At 30.6% G+C, this 16,232-nt stretch carries 18 protein-coding genes; 3 read left to right on the top strand and 15 right to left on the bottom strand.

Features of this window, described 5'->3' with window-relative positions; translation table 11 throughout:
• A complete protein-coding gene (locus CX675_RS15845; protein ID WP_130736232.1) occupies positions 1-972 on the bottom strand; it encodes a D-alanine--D-alanine ligase in 972 nt (323 codons plus the stop codon).
• 89 nt (positions 973-1,061) lie between these two features.
• Between CX675_RS15845 and CX675_RS15840 the strand changes: the two genes are divergently transcribed.
• Together CX675_RS15840 and CX675_RS15835 are read left to right on the top strand one after the other, a co-directional pair.
• Complete coding sequence (locus tag CX675_RS15840; RefSeq protein ID WP_130736231.1) at positions 1,062-1,688, top strand: PASTA domain-containing protein; 627 nt, start codon at positions 1,062-1,064, stop codon at positions 1,686-1,688.
• Positions 1,689-2,732: an RluA family pseudouridine synthase gene (locus CX675_RS15835; RefSeq protein WP_130736230.1), complete on the top strand. Its 1,044-nt coding sequence runs from the start codon at positions 1,689-1,691 to the stop codon at positions 2,730-2,732.
• Between the two features lie 23 nt (positions 2,733-2,755).
• On the opposite strand, the gene CX675_RS15830 is transcribed toward CX675_RS15835, so the two are convergent.
• Complete coding sequence (locus CX675_RS15830; RefSeq protein WP_130736229.1) at positions 2,756-3,409, bottom strand: hypothetical protein; 654 nt, start codon at positions 3,407-3,409, stop codon at positions 2,756-2,758.
• Between the two features lie 56 nt (positions 3,410-3,465).
• Positions 3,466-4,206 (bottom strand): protein phosphatase 2C domain-containing protein, encoded by a 741-nt coding sequence (locus CX675_RS15825; protein ID WP_130736228.1) that lies wholly within the window; start codon positions 4,204-4,206, stop codon positions 3,466-3,468.
• Positions 4,207-4,351: 145 nt separating this feature from the next.
• Here CX675_RS15825 and yaaA point away from each other — a divergent pair, with 145 nt between their 5' ends.
• A complete protein-coding gene (gene yaaA / locus CX675_RS15820) occupies positions 4,352-5,110 on the top strand; it encodes a peroxide stress protein YaaA (protein WP_130736227.1) in 759 nt (252 codons plus the stop codon).
• On the opposite strand, the gene CX675_RS15815 is transcribed toward yaaA, so the two are convergent.
• From CX675_RS15815 to CX675_RS15760, 12 genes are all read right to left on the bottom strand, one after another.
• On the bottom strand, positions 5,100-5,471 hold the full coding sequence (locus CX675_RS15815) for a DUF2809 domain-containing protein (protein WP_130736226.1): 372 nt from the start codon (positions 5,469-5,471) through the stop codon (positions 5,100-5,102). The two genes, yaaA and CX675_RS15815, sit on opposite strands and share 11 nt — an antisense overlap.
• Positions 5,472-5,571: 100 nt before the next feature.
• Positions 5,572-7,167 (bottom strand): MDR family MFS transporter, encoded by a 1,596-nt coding sequence (locus tag CX675_RS15810; protein ID WP_130736225.1) that lies wholly within the window; start codon positions 7,165-7,167, stop codon positions 5,572-5,574.
• Between the two features lie 2 nt (positions 7,168-7,169).
• On the bottom strand, positions 7,170-8,249 hold the full coding sequence (locus CX675_RS15805; protein ID WP_130736224.1) for an HlyD family secretion protein: 1,080 nt from the start codon (positions 8,247-8,249) through the stop codon (positions 7,170-7,172).
• An 11-nt stretch (positions 8,250-8,260) separates the two neighbouring features.
• Entirely contained in the window at positions 8,261-9,559 is a 1,299-nt protein-coding gene (locus CX675_RS15800) for a TolC family protein (protein ID WP_130736223.1), read from the bottom strand.
• Between the two features lie 2 nt (positions 9,560-9,561).
• The gene (locus tag CX675_RS15795; RefSeq protein WP_130736222.1) at positions 9,562-10,179 is read right to left on the bottom strand and encodes a TetR/AcrR family transcriptional regulator; all 618 of its coding nucleotides are present in this window, start codon (positions 10,177-10,179) and stop codon (positions 9,562-9,564) included.
• 135 nt (positions 10,180-10,314) lie between these two features.
• A complete protein-coding gene (locus CX675_RS15790; protein ID WP_130736221.1) occupies positions 10,315-11,100 on the bottom strand; it encodes a hypothetical protein in 786 nt (261 codons plus the stop codon).
• 42 nt (positions 11,101-11,142) lie between these two features.
• Positions 11,143-11,907: a tryptophan synthase subunit alpha gene (trpA, locus tag CX675_RS15785; protein WP_130736220.1), complete on the bottom strand. Its 765-nt coding sequence runs from the start codon at positions 11,905-11,907 to the stop codon at positions 11,143-11,145.
• Between the two features lie 31 nt (positions 11,908-11,938).
• Entirely contained in the window at positions 11,939-13,126 is a 1,188-nt protein-coding gene (gene trpB, locus CX675_RS15780) for a tryptophan synthase subunit beta (RefSeq protein ID WP_130736219.1), read from the bottom strand.
• Positions 13,110-13,751: a phosphoribosylanthranilate isomerase gene (locus CX675_RS15775; RefSeq protein WP_130736218.1), complete on the bottom strand. Its 642-nt coding sequence runs from the start codon at positions 13,749-13,751 to the stop codon at positions 13,110-13,112. The genes trpB and CX675_RS15775 overlap by 17 nt, the downstream gene beginning before the upstream one ends.
• Positions 13,745-14,533, bottom strand: a complete 789-nt coding sequence (gene trpC / locus CX675_RS15770) for an indole-3-glycerol phosphate synthase TrpC (protein WP_130736217.1) — start codon at positions 14,531-14,533, stop codon at positions 13,745-13,747. Before trpC ends, CX675_RS15775 begins: the two co-directional genes overlap by 7 nt.
• Before the next feature lie 31 nt (positions 14,534-14,564).
• Positions 14,565-15,560 carry an anthranilate phosphoribosyltransferase gene (gene trpD, locus CX675_RS15765; RefSeq protein ID WP_130736216.1) on the bottom strand — a complete coding sequence of 332 codons (996 nt, stop codon included), beginning with the start codon at positions 15,558-15,560 and terminating at the stop codon, positions 14,565-14,567.
• Between the two features lie 49 nt (positions 15,561-15,609).
• The gene (locus CX675_RS15760) at positions 15,610-16,173 is read right to left on the bottom strand and encodes an aminodeoxychorismate/anthranilate synthase component II (protein WP_130736215.1); all 564 of its coding nucleotides are present in this window, start codon (positions 16,171-16,173) and stop codon (positions 15,610-15,612) included.
• Between the last annotated feature and the right edge of the window lie 59 nt (positions 16,174-16,232).

Below are 16,232 nucleotides of genomic sequence, written 5' to 3'. Positions count from 1 at the left end.
TTATTTTAAAACTTCTTCAATAGCATTTTCGAATAATTCTGGTAACGAAATTCCCGCTTCACGAGCTTGTTGTGGTAAAATACTTTCATTGGTTAATCCTGGAACTGTATTCATTTCAAGCATATAAGGTTCATCATTAACAATAATAAACTCACTACGAGAAAAGCCTTTCATTTTTAAAACTTCGTAAGCCTTTTTAGAAACCAATTCTACTTTTAACTGTACTTCTTTAGACAGTCTAGCTGGTGTTATTTCTTGTGATTTTCCTAAATATTTGGCTTCATAATCAAAGAAGTCATTTTCAGATACAATTTCTGTAATAGGTAGTACTTTTGTTTCTCCTTTATAACTAATTACCCCTACAGAAACTTCAGTTCCTTTTAGGAAACTTTCAATAATAATTTCGTTGTCTTCTTTATAAGCTGTTTCAATTGCAGTTAAAAAATCGGCTTTGTGATGTACTTTGGTAATACCAAAACTAGAACCCGATTTATTTGGTTTTACAAAGCAAGGTAACCCCACTTTCGCTACAATTTCATCCACATTAATTTCGTCTCCAAAATTAAGATAATGAGACGTTGCAGTTAGTATACCATAAGGTTTCAATACAGAAAGAGTGTCTCTTTTATTAAATGTTAGCGCAGCTTGATAATAGTCGCAAGCGGTTTGAGGAATATGTAATAATTCAAAATAGGCTTGTAATAAACCGTCTTCACCTGGCGTACCATGAATGGCGTTAAAAACGACATCAAAAACAACTTTTTCACCCTGAATCGTTATTGAAAAATCACTTTTATCGATTGGAAATTCGGAGTTGTCATCGCTAACATGCACCCATTTATCTTTTAAAATATGAACGCGATATCCTTTGTATTTTGACGTGTTTAAATTTTGATAAACTACATTTCCGCTGGTTAGAGAGATTTGGTATTCGCTAGAATAACCGCCCATGATAATGGCAACATTTTTCATACTTTGTCGTTAATAAGTAAACAAAATTACATTATTTATTTATAACTCTAAATGTTTTCTATTTTATATCTTTGTCAAAATTCAAATTTATGAGCATTAAAAAATTCTTAACCAGTAAAACATTTTTTATTCAGTTAGCTATAGCCTTAGGTATAGTTATTATTTTAGTTTTTGCATTATTAAAGTTTTTAGATTATAAGACAAATCATGGAGAAGAAATTCCAGTACCAGATTTATCCAAAATGCAAGTAGCTATTGCTGACGAAAAATTAAAAGAATTAGGTTTAGAATTATTGCTTTTAGATACGGTAGATTTTAAAAAAGAAATGCCACCATTTTCTATTGTTGAACAAAGTCCAAAAGCAGGAACAACTGTGAAAGATGGGAGAAAAATTTATGTAAAATTAAATTCTGGAGGATTTACAGATATTACTTTGCCAGATTTTTATGAGAAAACGTATCGTCAGATTAGCGCTAATTTAAAATCTTTAGGATTAAAAGAAGGTAAGATTACGTATAAGAAAAACATGGCTAAGGATGTGGTTTTAGGGTTAACTCATAATGGAAAAACCTTAAAAGTAGGCGATAAGATAAAGAAAAATTCGGTAGTAGATTTTATTTTAGGAGATGGAAAAGAGGTGTTTGATGCTTCGGATATTATTTTAGAATCAGAAGCCAGTCAGATTCCTGATGAATTTAAAAATGACGGAGAATAAATGGCAGATTATACCGTTTCAAACGATGATTTAGAAGATGATTTGCATGAGCATCATCGATTTGTTATTTCGAAAGGACAACAAGCCTTACGAATTGATAAATTCTTAATGAATGCTTTAGAAAACACAACCAGAAGTAAAATTCAAAAGGCAGCCGATTCAGGATCAATTTTTGTGAATGATATTCCTGTAAAATCCAATTATAAGGTTAAACCTGATGATGTGGTGCGTGTGATGCTCGAACATCCACCATATGAACATCTTTTAAAAGGAGAAAATATTCCTTTAGATATAGTTTATGAAGACGATCAGTTAATTGTAATCAACAAACCTGCTGGAATGGTGGTGCATCCAGGACATGGTAATTATTCGGGAACATTGGTTAATGCTTTGGCCTATCATTTTGATAATTTACCCATGAATAGTTCAGAGCGTCCTGGTTTAGTACATCGAATTGATAAAGATACTTCAGGCTTGTTAGTGGTTGCTAAAACCGAGTTGGCTATGGATTATTTAACCAAACAATTTGCGGCTAAAACATCGGAAAGAGAATATGTTGCCTTAGTTTGGGGAGACATTCAAGAGGAAGAAGGTACTATTGAAGGAAATATCGATCGACACATTACAAATAGAATGCAAATGGCAGTGTATCCTGATAGAGAAAGAGGAAAACCAGCCGTAACGCACTTTAAAGTTTTGGAACGTTTTGGGTATGTCACTTTAATTTCGTGCCGATTAGAAACAGGAAGAACACACCAAATAAGAGTGCATATGAAACACATTGGCCACACTTTATTTAATGATGAGCGTTATGGTGGCGATGTGATTTTAAAAGGAACCACGTTTACCAAATACAAGCAATTTGTAGATAATTGTTTTAAAGTTTTACCAAGACAAGCTTTACATGCTAAAACCTTAGGTTTTGAACACCCTATTACGAAAGAATTTTTACGTTTTAATACAGCTATTCCACAAGATATGGTAGATTGTATTGAAAAATGGAGAGTATATAGTAAAGCACAAAGTTATACAGAAGAAGAGTAAAATAAAAAAGGATTAGTAATTTATTAATCCTTTTTTATTTGTGGAAAATTCCATTTTTTCAAAATACTATCGGCTTGTTTTTTAGTAATATTTCCTTGATGTGGAATTTTTAATTTTCTTTCTTTTGCTTCTTGCATTAATCTTGGTGTACCACATATAAATGTATTTGTATCAATAAAATAGTAATCGCATTTAAAATAATCTCGTATGTGATTGTCATCTTCAAAATAATATTGAATTGATACCATTTCATAACTTGTAGAATCGTTGTATTTTTCATAAAAATCAGTTTCCGAAAGAATGTTATTCTTCCAAAAAAGAAAATTTGAATTCAAGTCGATGTATTTTTCTTTAATTAGGGTTGAATCAATATTTTTTTCTTTATAAGTTATACCAATAGGAATATTTTCAGCTTTAAAGATTTCAATATATTTACTAAAGAAGAAATCATAATAGTTAGTATATCCTAATTCTTCCCAGTGATTCCAATTGTAGGATTTTGAAATCCAATCTTTACTCAGTTCTTGTAACCCTAGTTCCTTTCTTTTAGAATTAAACGTATGATTGTATTTTTTATATAGATTTTTTTGTTGGTAATAGGAGATAGCATAAAACGCGAGTACGATAAGAAGAAGAAATGATAAAAAAAGAAAGATTTTTTTAACTACTTTTTTCATAAAAATGCTTTTTTAAAAGACTACAAAAAACAAGCCAAAAAATAGTATATTCATATTTATTCTACAAGGATACGTATCATACCGAAGTCATCTGTTGGTTTTAATCCCATTTGGTGTTCCAAGTATTTTAATTTCAAATCTAACATCTCTGTTTTTTCTGAATGTTCTCTATTGTTACTTAAAAATTCGGTAATGGTGAAGTCGTGATTCCTTTTTTCACTTTTTAAAGGTTCGAATGAGAAAATACCATCTGTAGCAATACTAATATCTTTTGCGTTGTTAAACCGTAAGATCTGTTGTTGATTAATATAAAAATCTTCAAAATCTTGATTCACATGAAACCCTAAATAATCTGGCTTGTTATCTTGATCAAAAACATATTCTTTACCATCAAGCGCGACAAATCCATCACCAATTGTAATTATAAGACCATCTTGAGTTTCTTTGTCTAGCAATAATAAGATAAGCGTGGTAAGTAATTCTTTTTCATCTAATAACAAATGATTTTTAATAGTTTTCAATTCTTGTAAGATGTTGCGTAAAATGAATTGAAATTCTTCTTCAAGATTTACTTTTTTATCTTCATTAGATACAAATTCTTTATATCCTTTTTCATGACAAATTTTCTTTAGTATTTTTGAAACTAAACTTGAGGCGAAGTAACTTTCCATTGCAGAAGTGCAACCATCCATCACAGCACAAAGTATTTTATTTTTTCCATATTTTCCATTATAAATACTATCCTCACAGTAATTTTCATGATATGTCCCTCTTTGTAATGCTGAATATATTTTCATTTATAGTTAAATTCTATAGTCTTTAAAAATCAAAGATAATAAAGACTTTATCCGTAAAACTAATATAATCATAATTATTTTTGATAGCAATTGTAAACCAAAACTTACTCTTTTTCGTACATTTGGAAAACAATAAAAACGTACTATGAAAATTGTTATTTCACCTGCAAAATCCTTAGATTTTGAAACCAAATTACCTACCAATCAATTTACACAATCTGATTTTTTATCCAAATCGGAAACCATTCATAAAACTTTGAAAAAGAAAAAACCAAAACAATTGATGGATTTAATGTCTATCTCTGAAAAGTTAGCTGAATTAAACTGGCAACGCAATCAAGATTGGCAAACTCCTTTTACAACTGAAAATGCGCGCCCAGCGGTTTATGCTTTTAACGGTGATGTATATGTAGGTTTAGATGCCTATACTATTCCAGTAGATCAATTAGATGTTTTACAAGATAAATTGCGTATTCTTTCTGGACTATATGGAGTTTTAAAACCATTGGATTTAATACAACCGTATCGTTTAGAAATGGGTACTTCTTTAGCAATTGGAAGCAAGAAAAATCTTTACGAATTTTGGAAAAAACCAATTACTGATGCTCTAAATAAAGAATTGAGTAAAGGGGAATTATTTCTTAATTTAGCCAGTAACGAGTATTTTAGTGCTGTGGATACCAAAGCCTTAAAAGTGCCTGTAATTACTCCAGAATTTAAGGATTACAAAGATGGTAAATTAAAAATGATTAGTTTTTTTGCTAAAAAGGCGAGAGGTTTAATGGTACGTTACATCATTGATACTAAAGCGGAAACCATTGAAGATTTGAAAAAATTTAATTATGAAGGGTATGCTTTTGATGCTAATTTAAGTAAAGGAAATAAATTAGTTTTTACGAGGTAATCTTCTTTTTTTCAATTAATAATATAAAGATAACACCTATAGTATAACAAAGTAAATCCATCCAAGAGAAAGAAGTTCCCAAAACCGTTCGTGCTATTGCATACTTTTGTAGACCTAATTTCTCAACTATATGGATGTATTGTAGGAATTCGATAGAAAAAGAAAGAAGTAATACAAATACAGCAGTTGCTTTTACTGAAAAAGTAAAAAAAGATTGGATAAAACAATAGATTAGAATAACAACTAATACATCACCTAAATAAGGTCGAATGAAGTCATCGTGTATATAAAGTGCAATACCAACTTCAATTAAAAAGAGTAGGATAGTAGCGATAAAGTAGTGTTTTTTAAATTGAAACATACTTGCGATTCGAATAGACAATCAAAGATACAAAATACAAACCGTTAGAAATTAAAAAGTCCAAGTAAACACTTGGACTTTTTAATGATTATAAAAACAATTAATGCATGGCTTCACTAATATCTACTTTATTTTTATTGTTTTTGATTAAAAGAATAACGGGTACACAAATTAAGAATAGAATACCTAAATATAGGAAGATATCCATATACGATAAAACGGTACTTTGTTTCATGACACTCATATTTAAAACTTGATGTGCTTTAGCCAAAGCTTCGTTACTACTAAAACCTTTCGACATAAATCCCATTTGTAATTGATGAATTCGATCTTGTACCTGAACTTTAGTAACATCTATATTAGAAATTAAATTTACTCTATGTTCCTGACTAAAACGAGCAATAAACGTGGTTATAATGGCAATACCAAATGAACCTCCTAATTGACGAAGCATTCCAGTAAATGCTGCACCTTCACCAATACTTTTTCCTTTTAGTGTGGACAATGATAACGTAGTGATAGGTACAAAGAGCAATCCTAAACCTAGTCCTCTAACAATTAAGGGCCAATACATATAATCCTCAGCTGTATCTGGTGTCATGATAGTATACATCCAAAAAGTAAAAACAAAGAACATTAGAAAGCCTAAAGCCACTAAATATTTTTGTGGAACACCTCGTTGTAATAATTGACCGATAATAGGCATCATAAAAGCAGTCATTAAAGAACTAGGAATTAAAAGTAATCCAGCATCTGTAGCAGTCCATCCTAATATGGATTGTGTATATATTGGTATAATAAAGGTAGAGCCATATAAACCAAATCCCATAATAAAACTAAGAATGGTTCCCACTTTTAAATTGGTATCCTTTAAAACCTTCAGATTAACAATTGGGTATTCATAGGTTAGTTCGCGCCAAATAAAGAAGAATAAGCTTAAGAAACTGATTAAACTTAGCGTAATTATACTAGTGTCATTGAACCAATCATCTTGCTGTCCATGTTCTAAAACATATTGTAACGAGCCTATAAAACCAGCTAAAGTGAGTATACCATACCAATCCACTTGTTTGCTACTTAATTTTTCACCATACTTAGGGCTTTTTACATAACTTAAAGTTAATAAAGTAGCTATAATTCCAATAGGAATATTAATATAGAAAATATAAGGCCAAGAATATGTATCTACTAAATAACCTCCTAATGGTGGTCCTAAAGTAGGACCTACAATTACTCCCATTCCATAAATAGCCTGAGCCATTCCTCTTTTAGCAACCGGATAACTTTCTGTGATGATAGTTTGCGAAGTTACTAGTAAGGCACCACCACCAAGACCTTGTATAAAACGAAAGGCAATTAATTCCCAAATTCCCGTTGCATTTCCACATAAAAAGGAAGCCGTGGTAAAAATGATAATAGAAGCAGCAAAATAGTTTCTACGACCAAATTGTTGTGACAACCAGCTCGTCATTGGAATTACAATAACATTGGCAATAGCATAAGCAGTAATTACCCATGCTACATCTGTTAATGTAGCTCCTAAACTTCCACGCATGTCATTTAAGGCTACGTTTACAATAGTAGTATCTACAATTTCTAAAAGTGCACATAATACTGCTGTTATGGTAATTATTACGCGATTAAAACCATATTCAACGAGACTATCTTCGTGTGTATTTGTTGTGCTTGTACTCATAATTATTTAAGATGTACATCTACTTCTACATTCATACCAGAACGAAGTGATTTTACTTTCTCTTTGTTATTAGCATTAGTTAATGATATTTTTACAGGTAATCTTTGTACCGTTTTTACGAAATTTCCTGTTGCATTATCAGGAGGTAATAATGAAAAACGAGATCCAGTTGCAGGAGAAAAAGAAGTTACTGTTCCTTCAAATTCTTCATTTGGAAAAGCGTCAACTTTGATACCCACTTTTTGTCCTAAAGCCATTTTATTTAATTGTGTTTCTTTAAAATTGGCTACTACCCAAACGTCTTCCGTATTAATAATGTAGAATAAAGACTGTCCAGGTTGCACTAATTGTCCATTTTGAATACTAACAGAGGATAATTGCCCATCAATAGGAGCAATTACATAACAATAAGATACATTCAATTGAGCTGCTTCATGAACGGCTTTGGCTTTCATAATATTTGCAGAAGCAACTTCAACTTGTTTATTAGAAACATTAGAGCGAGAAATTGCGGCATTTTTTAAGTAATTGCTAGCATTTTTTTGTTCTTGAGCAACTTTTAAATTACTTTCAGCTTCTTGTTTAGTAGCTAAAGCTTGTTCGTATTGTTGTTTTGTAATCGATTTATTATTGTATAAATTTTCATAACGTTCAAAATCGCTTGTCGCTCTCCATAATCTAGTTTTAGCAGCTTCTATCGCATTTTCTGTAGATTTAGAATTCGCACTAGAAACTGAGACATTTGCTAAAGCACCACCAGTGTCCGCTTTGGAAACTTCAAGGCTGTTTTGAGCAATAAGTAAAGCTGCTTCTGCTTCTTTTTCTCTTACAACATAATCTTGTGGATCAATTACAAAAAGCGTATCTCCTTTTTTAACAAATTGATTATCTGTTACATATACTTTTTTGATGTAACCCGAAACCCTAGGAATAATTGGGTTCATATTTTGTTGAATTTGAGCATCATCTGTTGTCTCATGTGCCAAAGAGTGGAAATATTTATAACCACCATAGGTAAGCCCTAATGCTATAATTACAATTAATATTAGGGTGAATTTCTTATTTGTTTTCTTTTTTTCCATTATTACTTATCTTAGTTTAAGTTGAATGATTGGGTTAATTTTCCTTGTTGATATAATAATTCGTAATACTTCTCTTCTATATCAGAAGTAGCTATTGCATAATTAATTTTGGCTTGAATTTGGTCTACATCAGCTTCCAATAAATCATTAGTGGTAGACAAACCGTTGTCATATTTGTCTTTTACAATACGGTAATTTTCAGTTGCTTGTTCTTCCGCTTTTTTATACACTTCTTTTTGTTTTAAGGCTAATTCATAATTAGCATTAGCTTCTTGGACTTCCTCTTTTATTTTGTCTGAAAGTATAGCCATTTGTTGTGTCGCTTCTAACGATTTACTTTTTGCTTTTTCAACTTCTTTTTTATTTTTAAATAAAGAAGAAAAGTCGTAAGAAATTCCGGCACCAAAATTCATTGCATTCGTTATTGTAAAAGCATTTTTAACATCTAAAGCAATATAACCACCGATTAGATTTATAGATGGTAAATAATTTCCTTTAGCAATTTTAATATTACTTTTGAGTGCTTCTTCTTGATATTGCATCGCTTCTAAATCTTTTCTTTCAGAGGAAGTTTCCATTACTATTTCTGTTGTACTTTCTGTAAAGGTATCTGGAATTTCAATAACAGTTCCTTCTGGAAGTTGCAGAAGATTAGCTAATTGATAATTTAAAACTGAATAATTCTTTTTGGCTGTAGCCAAAGACAATTCTATATTCGATTCTTGCAATTGCGCTTTTAATAAGTCATTGTGTGCCAATAAACCATTGTCTTCCATAGCTTGAAAATCAATGACACGTTGGTGAGCTGTTTTTAAAAAATCTTCCGTTAACTGAATCATTTGATTTGTTTTGTATAAACCAAAATAAAGTTGGGTAACCACTAAAGCAACTTGTTCTTTAGTATGCTGTGCATGACTAATTTCAGCTTTATTTAAACTTTTAGCTGCTTGAATACCATTTTGAATTTTAAAACCATTAAAAACGGGTATGGTTGCTGTTGCTTGGCCAATCATCAATTGATTGATGTCTAATCCACCACCCGATTCAGGAGCTAAATTGCCTTTAATTTTTGCCTGAGTTAATCTAAAATATTGCCCTGAAACAGATAGATTTGGCAATTGATTGTTCTTTACTGTTTTCAATTCCCATTCCGAAGTTTTTAATTTGGTATCAGCCAAAATGGCTTGATTACTTTGAGAAACACCAATGCTAATGGCCTCTTCTAAGGTTAAGGATTTTGAATTTTGTGCTTGTAGAATGGGGCTAATTAAAAGCACAAAACAGAGTACTAGTACATTTTTATTATTCATATTTATTGAATTAACATTCCTAAAATTACGTTCGATATATCATTGGTAAATTCATTTAAGATGTATTTTTCAAAAGAAACTTCATCCTCTAAACCAATTAATTCTTGATAAAATTTTTTATTATTATAAATTTGAAAAAAAGAACCGATAGCGATAGGTGGAATTAAAACCGATTTACAGTTGGGTTTAAAAATACCTTCAGCTTGCCCTTCTTGTATAATTTCTTCTAAAAGTTTTAGATTATTCTTTTTTATTTCTGAAAAAGCAGGAAAATTGCTTGTTCTATTCTGATTTACTATCTCATAGTGAAGTATTTGATAGATGTCTCTGTTTTCGTAAATACGCTTAATGTAAATGGCTACAAACTTCTTTACTTTTTCTTTTGGAGTAATATTTTCTGCTTGTAGATTTTCTAGTATTAAACGAAAAGAGGAAAGACGATATAAGATAATAGCCTCTAATAATTTTTCTTTGGAACCAAAGTAATAAGAAACCATGGCTACGTTTATCTCTGCTGCTTTAGCTATTTCTCTGATTGAAGTGCCATCAAATCCTTTCTCAGCAAATAACTTTTCAGTTATAGTGATAATCTCAATTTGTTTTGGATTATAATCTGTCATTTTTTTTAAGTTTTAAATCCGATACAAAATTAAACAATTGTTTAAATTAAACGTTTGTTTAATTTTGTGTTAACAAAAAATTAACACTATGTAGATAATGTTAATTTGTAATGGTATATTAATTAGGGTTTATTATTATGACAAAAGATTTTGTTTTAGTTGTTCATAATACATTTTGTTTTTAGGTGAATCTTCAAGATGGTAAGTTACAGCAGTTATCATGAATAAATGGGCAATTACAGTTCTATCCAAATTTAAATACGCTTGACTTGATAGTAAAGCGTCTAACTTTTGGTTGTAATATTTCATTTTAGCTTTAATATCATATGTTTTAAATAATTCAATTTCTTCTTCAGTTTTTTTTATTTGAACATTGTAGAAGAGAGCAATTAATTGATTTTTAATTGCTTTTTGTTCCTCAAGTCCATAATATTTATATAAAAGAGGAATTAAATTTTTGCCAGGAAGACGTGTTTTACAATACTCACTTTCTTTAAATAAATTTCGTTCTTCTAAATCTTCTTTAGAAAGATTGCCATATTTAAAAATGACATAATATACTAAGCCAAGAATGCCAAGTGTTAAAACCTTTTCAATTAAATTTAATGGTAAATTTAGATCACTCACGCGATGTGCAAATGAAAAAAAATCACCTTCTAATAATAAACTCCTATTTAAGAAAAAATTAAATAGAACCATGGCTATGGCAAATAATGATAAATAAATTGCCAAATAGTTTTTCAAAACATTTTTTCCATTTAACGGAATCTTGGGTGTACCTGCCACAATTTTTTTATTATAAACAAAATACGATTCTAAAGGCAAAATAACGGGGCCAAGAATTAGAAAACGAGTAGTAACAAATTGGTTATTGTTATTATCAGTTCTGAACAAAGATTTTAGGCCGAAAATAAAAAACATAAATAGCAGTAATTAAATTTTAGTAATGCACTAAAATAAATATTAAATAGATATATTTTCGATAAAATCTTTTATTTTATTAACAGGATTTGTGTTTAAATGTGTAATGAATGCGCTACCAATTATAGCCCCTTTTTGATGCGTAGTTGCTTGAGAAAAAGTGGTGCCATCTTTAATTCCAAAGCCAACAATTTGAGGGTTTTTTAAATTTAATTTAGCTATTCTTTCAAAATAATTTAATTGTTCTTTACCAAACCCGCTTTGATTTCCTGTTACAGATGCTGTGCTAACCATGTATATAAAACTATTTGAAATAGCATCAATTTCAGCAATTCTTTCCTCAGAGGTTTGAGGCGTAATTAAAAAAATATTTTTTAATTTGTATTTATCAAATAGATTTTTGTATTCACTTTCATAAACATACAAAGGTAAATCGGGAATGATAAGACCATCGATTCCAATTTCTGAACATTTTTGACAAAATTTTTCCATACCAAATTGCATAATAGGGTTGAAATATCCCATGATTAGTAAAGGAATTTGAACTGTTTTACGAATATCTTTTAATTGCTCAAATAGGAGAGTAGTGGTCATACCGTTTGTAATAGCTTGGGTTGAACTTTCCTGAATGGTTGGTCCGTCTGCCAAAGGATCTGAAAAAGGCAACCCAATTTCTATCATATCCACTCCGTTTTTTTCTAATTCTTGAATGATAGGAATAGTATCATTAAGTTTTGGATATCCTGCTGTAAAATAGATGGAAAGTAGTTTTTTATTTTGTAGTAAAGTTGTATTAATTCTATTCATTTTTATAGTTATTGCTATCTATTACCTTGTATTAAAAATTAAAGTAATCGATGTAAGTATTTAAGTCTTTATCACCTCTTCCAGATAAATTAATAACAACAATATCTGTTGGTTTAAATTGTTTTCTTTCTAGTACAGCAAATGCATGAGCGGATTCGATAGCCGGTATAATACCTTCAGTTTTTGATAGAGCTAACCCTGCTTGCATAGCATCGGTATCGGTTATAGCAATAAATTCTGCTCTGTTTGAATCATGTAAGTGAGCATGCAAAGGACCAACACCTGGATAATCTAAACCCGCAGAAATAGAATAAGGTTCGGTTATTTGACCATCTTCTGTCTGCATTAATAATGTTTTACTTCCATGAATAATTCCAATTTTACCTAGTACAGAAGTAGCAGCACTTTCACCAGAATCTACACCATGGCCTGCGGCTTCTACTGCAATTAGTTTAACATCTTCGTTTTCTAAAAACTCATAAAAAGCACCGGCCGCATTACTACCACCACCCACACATGCGATAACATAATCTGGATTATCCTGACCTTCTAGATTTCTTAGTTGAATCTTAATTTCTTTAGAAATAATACTTTGAAATTTGGCTACCATATCTGGATAAGGATGTGGACCTACTACCGAACCGATAATATAAAAAGTATCGATAGGATTATTTATCCAATCACGAATTGCTTCGTTTGTAGCGTCTTTTAGTGTTTTGGAACCGGAAGTTGCCGAACGAACAGTTGCTCCTAGCATTTTCATTCGAGCTACATTAGGGGCTTGGCGTTTAATATCTATTTCGCCCATATATACAATACACTCTAACCCCATTAAAGCGCATACAGTAGCTGTTGCAACTCCATGTTGACCAGCACCAGTTTCAGCAATAATTCTTCTTTTTCCTAGTTTTTTAGCCATTAAAATTTGCCCAATAGTATTGTTTACTTTATGAGCTCCAGTATGGCATAAATCTTCTCTTTTTAAATATATTTTTGTCTTAAATTTTTCTGACAATCTTTTTGCAAAATAGAGAGGAGTAGGTCTGCCTACATATTGTTGTAATAAATGATTGAATTCTTCTTGAAAAGAAGGTTCAGCCATTATTTTTAAGTAATTCTCTTTTAATTCTTCAACATTTGGATACAACATTTCAGGAATAAAAGCTCCTCCAAATTTTCCGTAAAACCCTTTCGAGTCTACGTTATATTTTGTCTTCATATAATAGTCGTTTTAGCCTCCTTAATTTGGAGTAATTTTTAAAACCTACTTTTTTTTCAAATCGGCTATTAACATCAATTCCATAACAATATTTAGCAGTACTTGTATTTAAAAAAGATTTAATGGCATCTACACTAGTTAGTCCAATGCCACCGCTTAGAAAAAAAGGTTTTGTTAAATTGTAATTTAATAATAGATTCCAATCGAAAGAAATTCCATTTCCTCCAGGAAGTTTTCCTTTGGTATCAAAAAGAAATAAATCAACACTATCATCATAATCTGAGAGTAGGTTGAAATCAAAAGTTTCATCTATAGAAAACGATTTTACGACTTCTACACCTAAGTTCTTTATTTCTTTGCATAATTCTGGTGATTCGCTACCATGAAGCTGTACAGCATCGAATCCAAATTGCTTTATTATACTTTTAATAGAGCCCAATTCTTCATTTACAAATACGGCTATTTTTTTTATGTTTTTTGGGATATCAATAATTTCTTCATCTGTAAATTTACGTAATGATTTTTCCCAAAAAATAAAACCTAAATAATCTGGGTTTAAAGTGCAAATATCCTCAATATTTTCAGGATATTTCATACCACATATCTTTAGTTTAACGTCTAACATACTATTAATTTATTAATAAAATCTTTTGCTTCTCTACCAGGGTCATCGGTTTTCATGAAATGTTCACCCATTAAAAAACCTTGATAACCGTGTTTTTGTAACTCCTTTACTTCTTCAACGGTATAAATTCCGCTTTCAGAAACTTTTACAAAATTGTCGGGGATGTAATTTACTAATTCTTTGCTATAGTCCAAACTTACTTCAAAAGTTTTTAGATTTCTATTGTTTACACCAATCATGTTTAAACTTGGCATAATTGATTTTTCAATTTCTTCTTTGTTGTGAACCTCTAAGAGAACTTCTAAAGCTAAACTTTGCGCAAACTGAGATAGGTTTTTTATTTCTTCTCTTGTTAGGACCGCTGCAATTAATAATATAGCATCAGCTCCATTTGCTTTTGCTTCTATTATTTGATATTCATCCACTATAAACTCTTTTCGGAGCAAAGGTACATTAACTGATGCTTTTGTGAGCAATAAATCATCTAAAGAACCACCAAAATATTTTCCATCTGTTAAAACAGAAATACCACAAACGCCAGCATTTTGATATCCAATGACTACATCTTCTACAGAATGTGCATTGTTTATTACTGGTTTAGAAGGTGATCTTCGCTTGTGTTCTGCAATAATTCCAGAGCGGCTGTTTTGTAATAATTTTGCTAAAGAAATGGTACGACTATTAAATAAAATAGAAGTTTCAAGTTGAGAAATTGGGATGATATTTTTCTTAAGAGAAACTTCCTTTTTTTTATCGTGTATTATTTGATCTAAAATATTCATGTTGTTAGTAATTAAGGAGGGTTTTTAGTAGTTAGTTGCTGAGTTGTATTAATTGATTTAATTTTTCGAATGCTTTTCCGCTGGCTAAGCTTTCTTGAGCTTTTCCTAATGCTTCTTCGTAGTTTGAATTTTCTACCGTTTTAATTGCAATTGCGGCATTTACACACACGACATCATTTTGTTCTTTTGAACCTTTTCCAGAAATAACATTGTAAAATATTTTGGCTGCTTCATCAATTGAATTCCCACCTTTAATTTTCTCTAAAGTAATTTGAGGGAAAAGAAGTTCGTTAGGCTTTAAAATATTTTCAGTTGTGTTAGTTATTATTTTTACTTCATCGGTTAAAGAAATTTCATCAAAACCACTTAATCCATGAAGAATACTATAATTTGTTGTGGTATTTTGGTATAAATAGGCATACATACGCGCTAGTTCTAAGCTAAATACTCCTACCATTTGATTTTTTGGGAATGAAGGATTGACCATTGGTCCTAGCATATTAAAAAATGTTTTTACGCCTAATTCTTTACGAATAGGACCTACATTTTTCATGGCAGGATGAAATAAAGGGGCATGTAAAATGGCGATATTTGTTTTCTCAATAGATTTTGTTAAAAAATCAATATCATTGCTAAATTTTATTCCCATTTTTTCCATAACATTACTGGAACCAGAAATGGATGAAACACCATAATTACCGTGTTTGGCTACTTTTATTCCAGCACCAGCTACAATAAAAGAGGCTAAGGTTGAGATGTTGAAGGTGTCTTTACCATCACCACCAGTACCACATAAATCGACTGTATTGTATTCTGAAAAGTCGACAGGAATACATAATTCTAAGAGTGCTTCTCTAAAACCAGAGAGCTCATCAACGGTAATACTACGCATCATGTATACAGTTAAAAATGCGGCTATTTGACTTTGGTTGTAATGTCCAGAAGAGATAGCTACTAAAACTTCTTTAGCTTCTGTTTTTGATAATATTTCGTGATTGATTAATCTATTTAATATTGCTTTACTCATAAGTATTGATTTTTTGAATTTGAAAATGATTTATAATTAGTTTTTTATTCTAATTTGTAAGCCAATTTTCAAGAATTTTTTTCCCATTTGGTGTTAAAACACTTTCTGGATGGTATTGTACTCCTCTTACATCATAGGTAGCATGTTTCATAGACATTATTTGTCCGTTTTTGTCTATAGAGGTCACAATTAATTCATTTGGTAATTCTTCTTGGGCAACTACCCAAGAATGGTATCGACCTACTTGAATTTCTTTAGGCAAACCATTAAAAATATAATCTGGTTCTGTTTGAGTTACCTCAGTTGCTATGCCATGATATACTTTATCTAAATTGATTAATTTTCCTCCGAAAACTTCACCTATAGCTTGAAGTCCTAAACAAACACCAAAGATACTTTTTGTAGGAGCATATTTTTTAATTACTGCTTTTAACAAACCCGCTTCATCAGGTACACCTGGACCAGGAGATAGTAAGATTTTATCAAACGATTCTAGTTCTTCTAATTCAAATTCATCATTTCTGTAAACGGTTACAGTTGCATTTAAATCTTCTAGGTAATGCACTAAATTATAAGTGAAACTATCGTAATTATCGATGACTGCTATTTTCATGTTTTTTGTTTCAATGTCAAATTCAACTTATATGAGATTTAAACCTGACGAGTTATTTT

The sequence above is a fragment of the Flavobacterium sp. J27 genome, from assembly GCF_004303025.1.
Lineage (GTDB): Bacteria > Bacteroidota > Bacteroidia > Flavobacteriales > Flavobacteriaceae > Flavobacterium.
This window is presented reverse-complemented; position numbering and strand designations above follow the sequence as displayed.

Coding starts and splice junctions, on each gene's coding strand:
- CX675_RS15845 (WP_130736232.1), bottom strand. CDS start 972: ATGAAAAATGTTGCCATTATCATGGGCGGTTATTCTAGCGAATACCAA.
- CX675_RS15790 (WP_130736221.1), bottom strand. CDS start 11,100: ATGTTTTTTATTTTCGGCCTAAAATCTTTGTTCAGAACTGATAATAAC.
- trpA (WP_130736220.1), bottom strand. CDS start 11,907: ATGAATAGAATTAATACAACTTTACTACAAAATAAAAAACTACTTTCC.
- CX675_RS15825 (WP_130736228.1), bottom strand. CDS start 4,206: ATGAAAATATATTCAGCATTACAAAGAGGGACATATCATGAAAATTAC.
- CX675_RS15840 (WP_130736231.1), top strand. CDS start 1,062: ATGAGCATTAAAAAATTCTTAACCAGTAAAACATTTTTTATTCAGTTA.
- trpC (WP_130736217.1), bottom strand. CDS start 14,533: ATGAATATTTTAGATCAAATAATACACGATAAAAAAAAGGAAGTTTCT.
- trpB (WP_130736219.1), bottom strand. CDS start 13,126: ATGAAGACAAAATATAACGTAGACTCGAAAGGGTTTTACGGAAAATTT.
- CX675_RS15815 (WP_130736226.1), bottom strand. CDS start 5,471: ATGTTTCAATTTAAAAAACACTACTTTATCGCTACTATCCTACTCTTT.
- CX675_RS15805 (WP_130736224.1), bottom strand. CDS start 8,249: ATGGAAAAAAAGAAAACAAATAAGAAATTCACCCTAATATTAATTGTA.
- trpD (WP_130736216.1), bottom strand. CDS start 15,560: ATGAGTAAAGCAATATTAAATAGATTAATCAATCACGAAATATTATCA.
- CX675_RS15800 (WP_130736223.1), bottom strand. CDS start 9,559: ATGAATAATAAAAATGTACTAGTACTCTGTTTTGTGCTTTTAATTAGC.
- CX675_RS15835 (WP_130736230.1), top strand. CDS start 1,689: ATGGCAGATTATACCGTTTCAAACGATGATTTAGAAGATGATTTGCAT.
- CX675_RS15760 (WP_130736215.1), bottom strand. CDS start 16,173: ATGAAAATAGCAGTCATCGATAATTACGATAGTTTCACTTATAATTTA.
- CX675_RS15775 (WP_130736218.1), bottom strand. CDS start 13,751: ATGTTAGACGTTAAACTAAAGATATGTGGTATGAAATATCCTGAAAAT.
- yaaA (WP_130736227.1), top strand. CDS start 4,352: ATGAAAATTGTTATTTCACCTGCAAAATCCTTAGATTTTGAAACCAAA.
- CX675_RS15830 (WP_130736229.1), bottom strand. CDS start 3,409: ATGAAAAAAGTAGTTAAAAAAATCTTTCTTTTTTTATCATTTCTTCTT.
- CX675_RS15795 (WP_130736222.1), bottom strand. CDS start 10,179: ATGACAGATTATAATCCAAAACAAATTGAGATTATCACTATAACTGAA.
- CX675_RS15810 (WP_130736225.1), bottom strand. CDS start 7,167: ATGAGTACAAGCACAACAAATACACACGAAGATAGTCTCGTTGAATAT.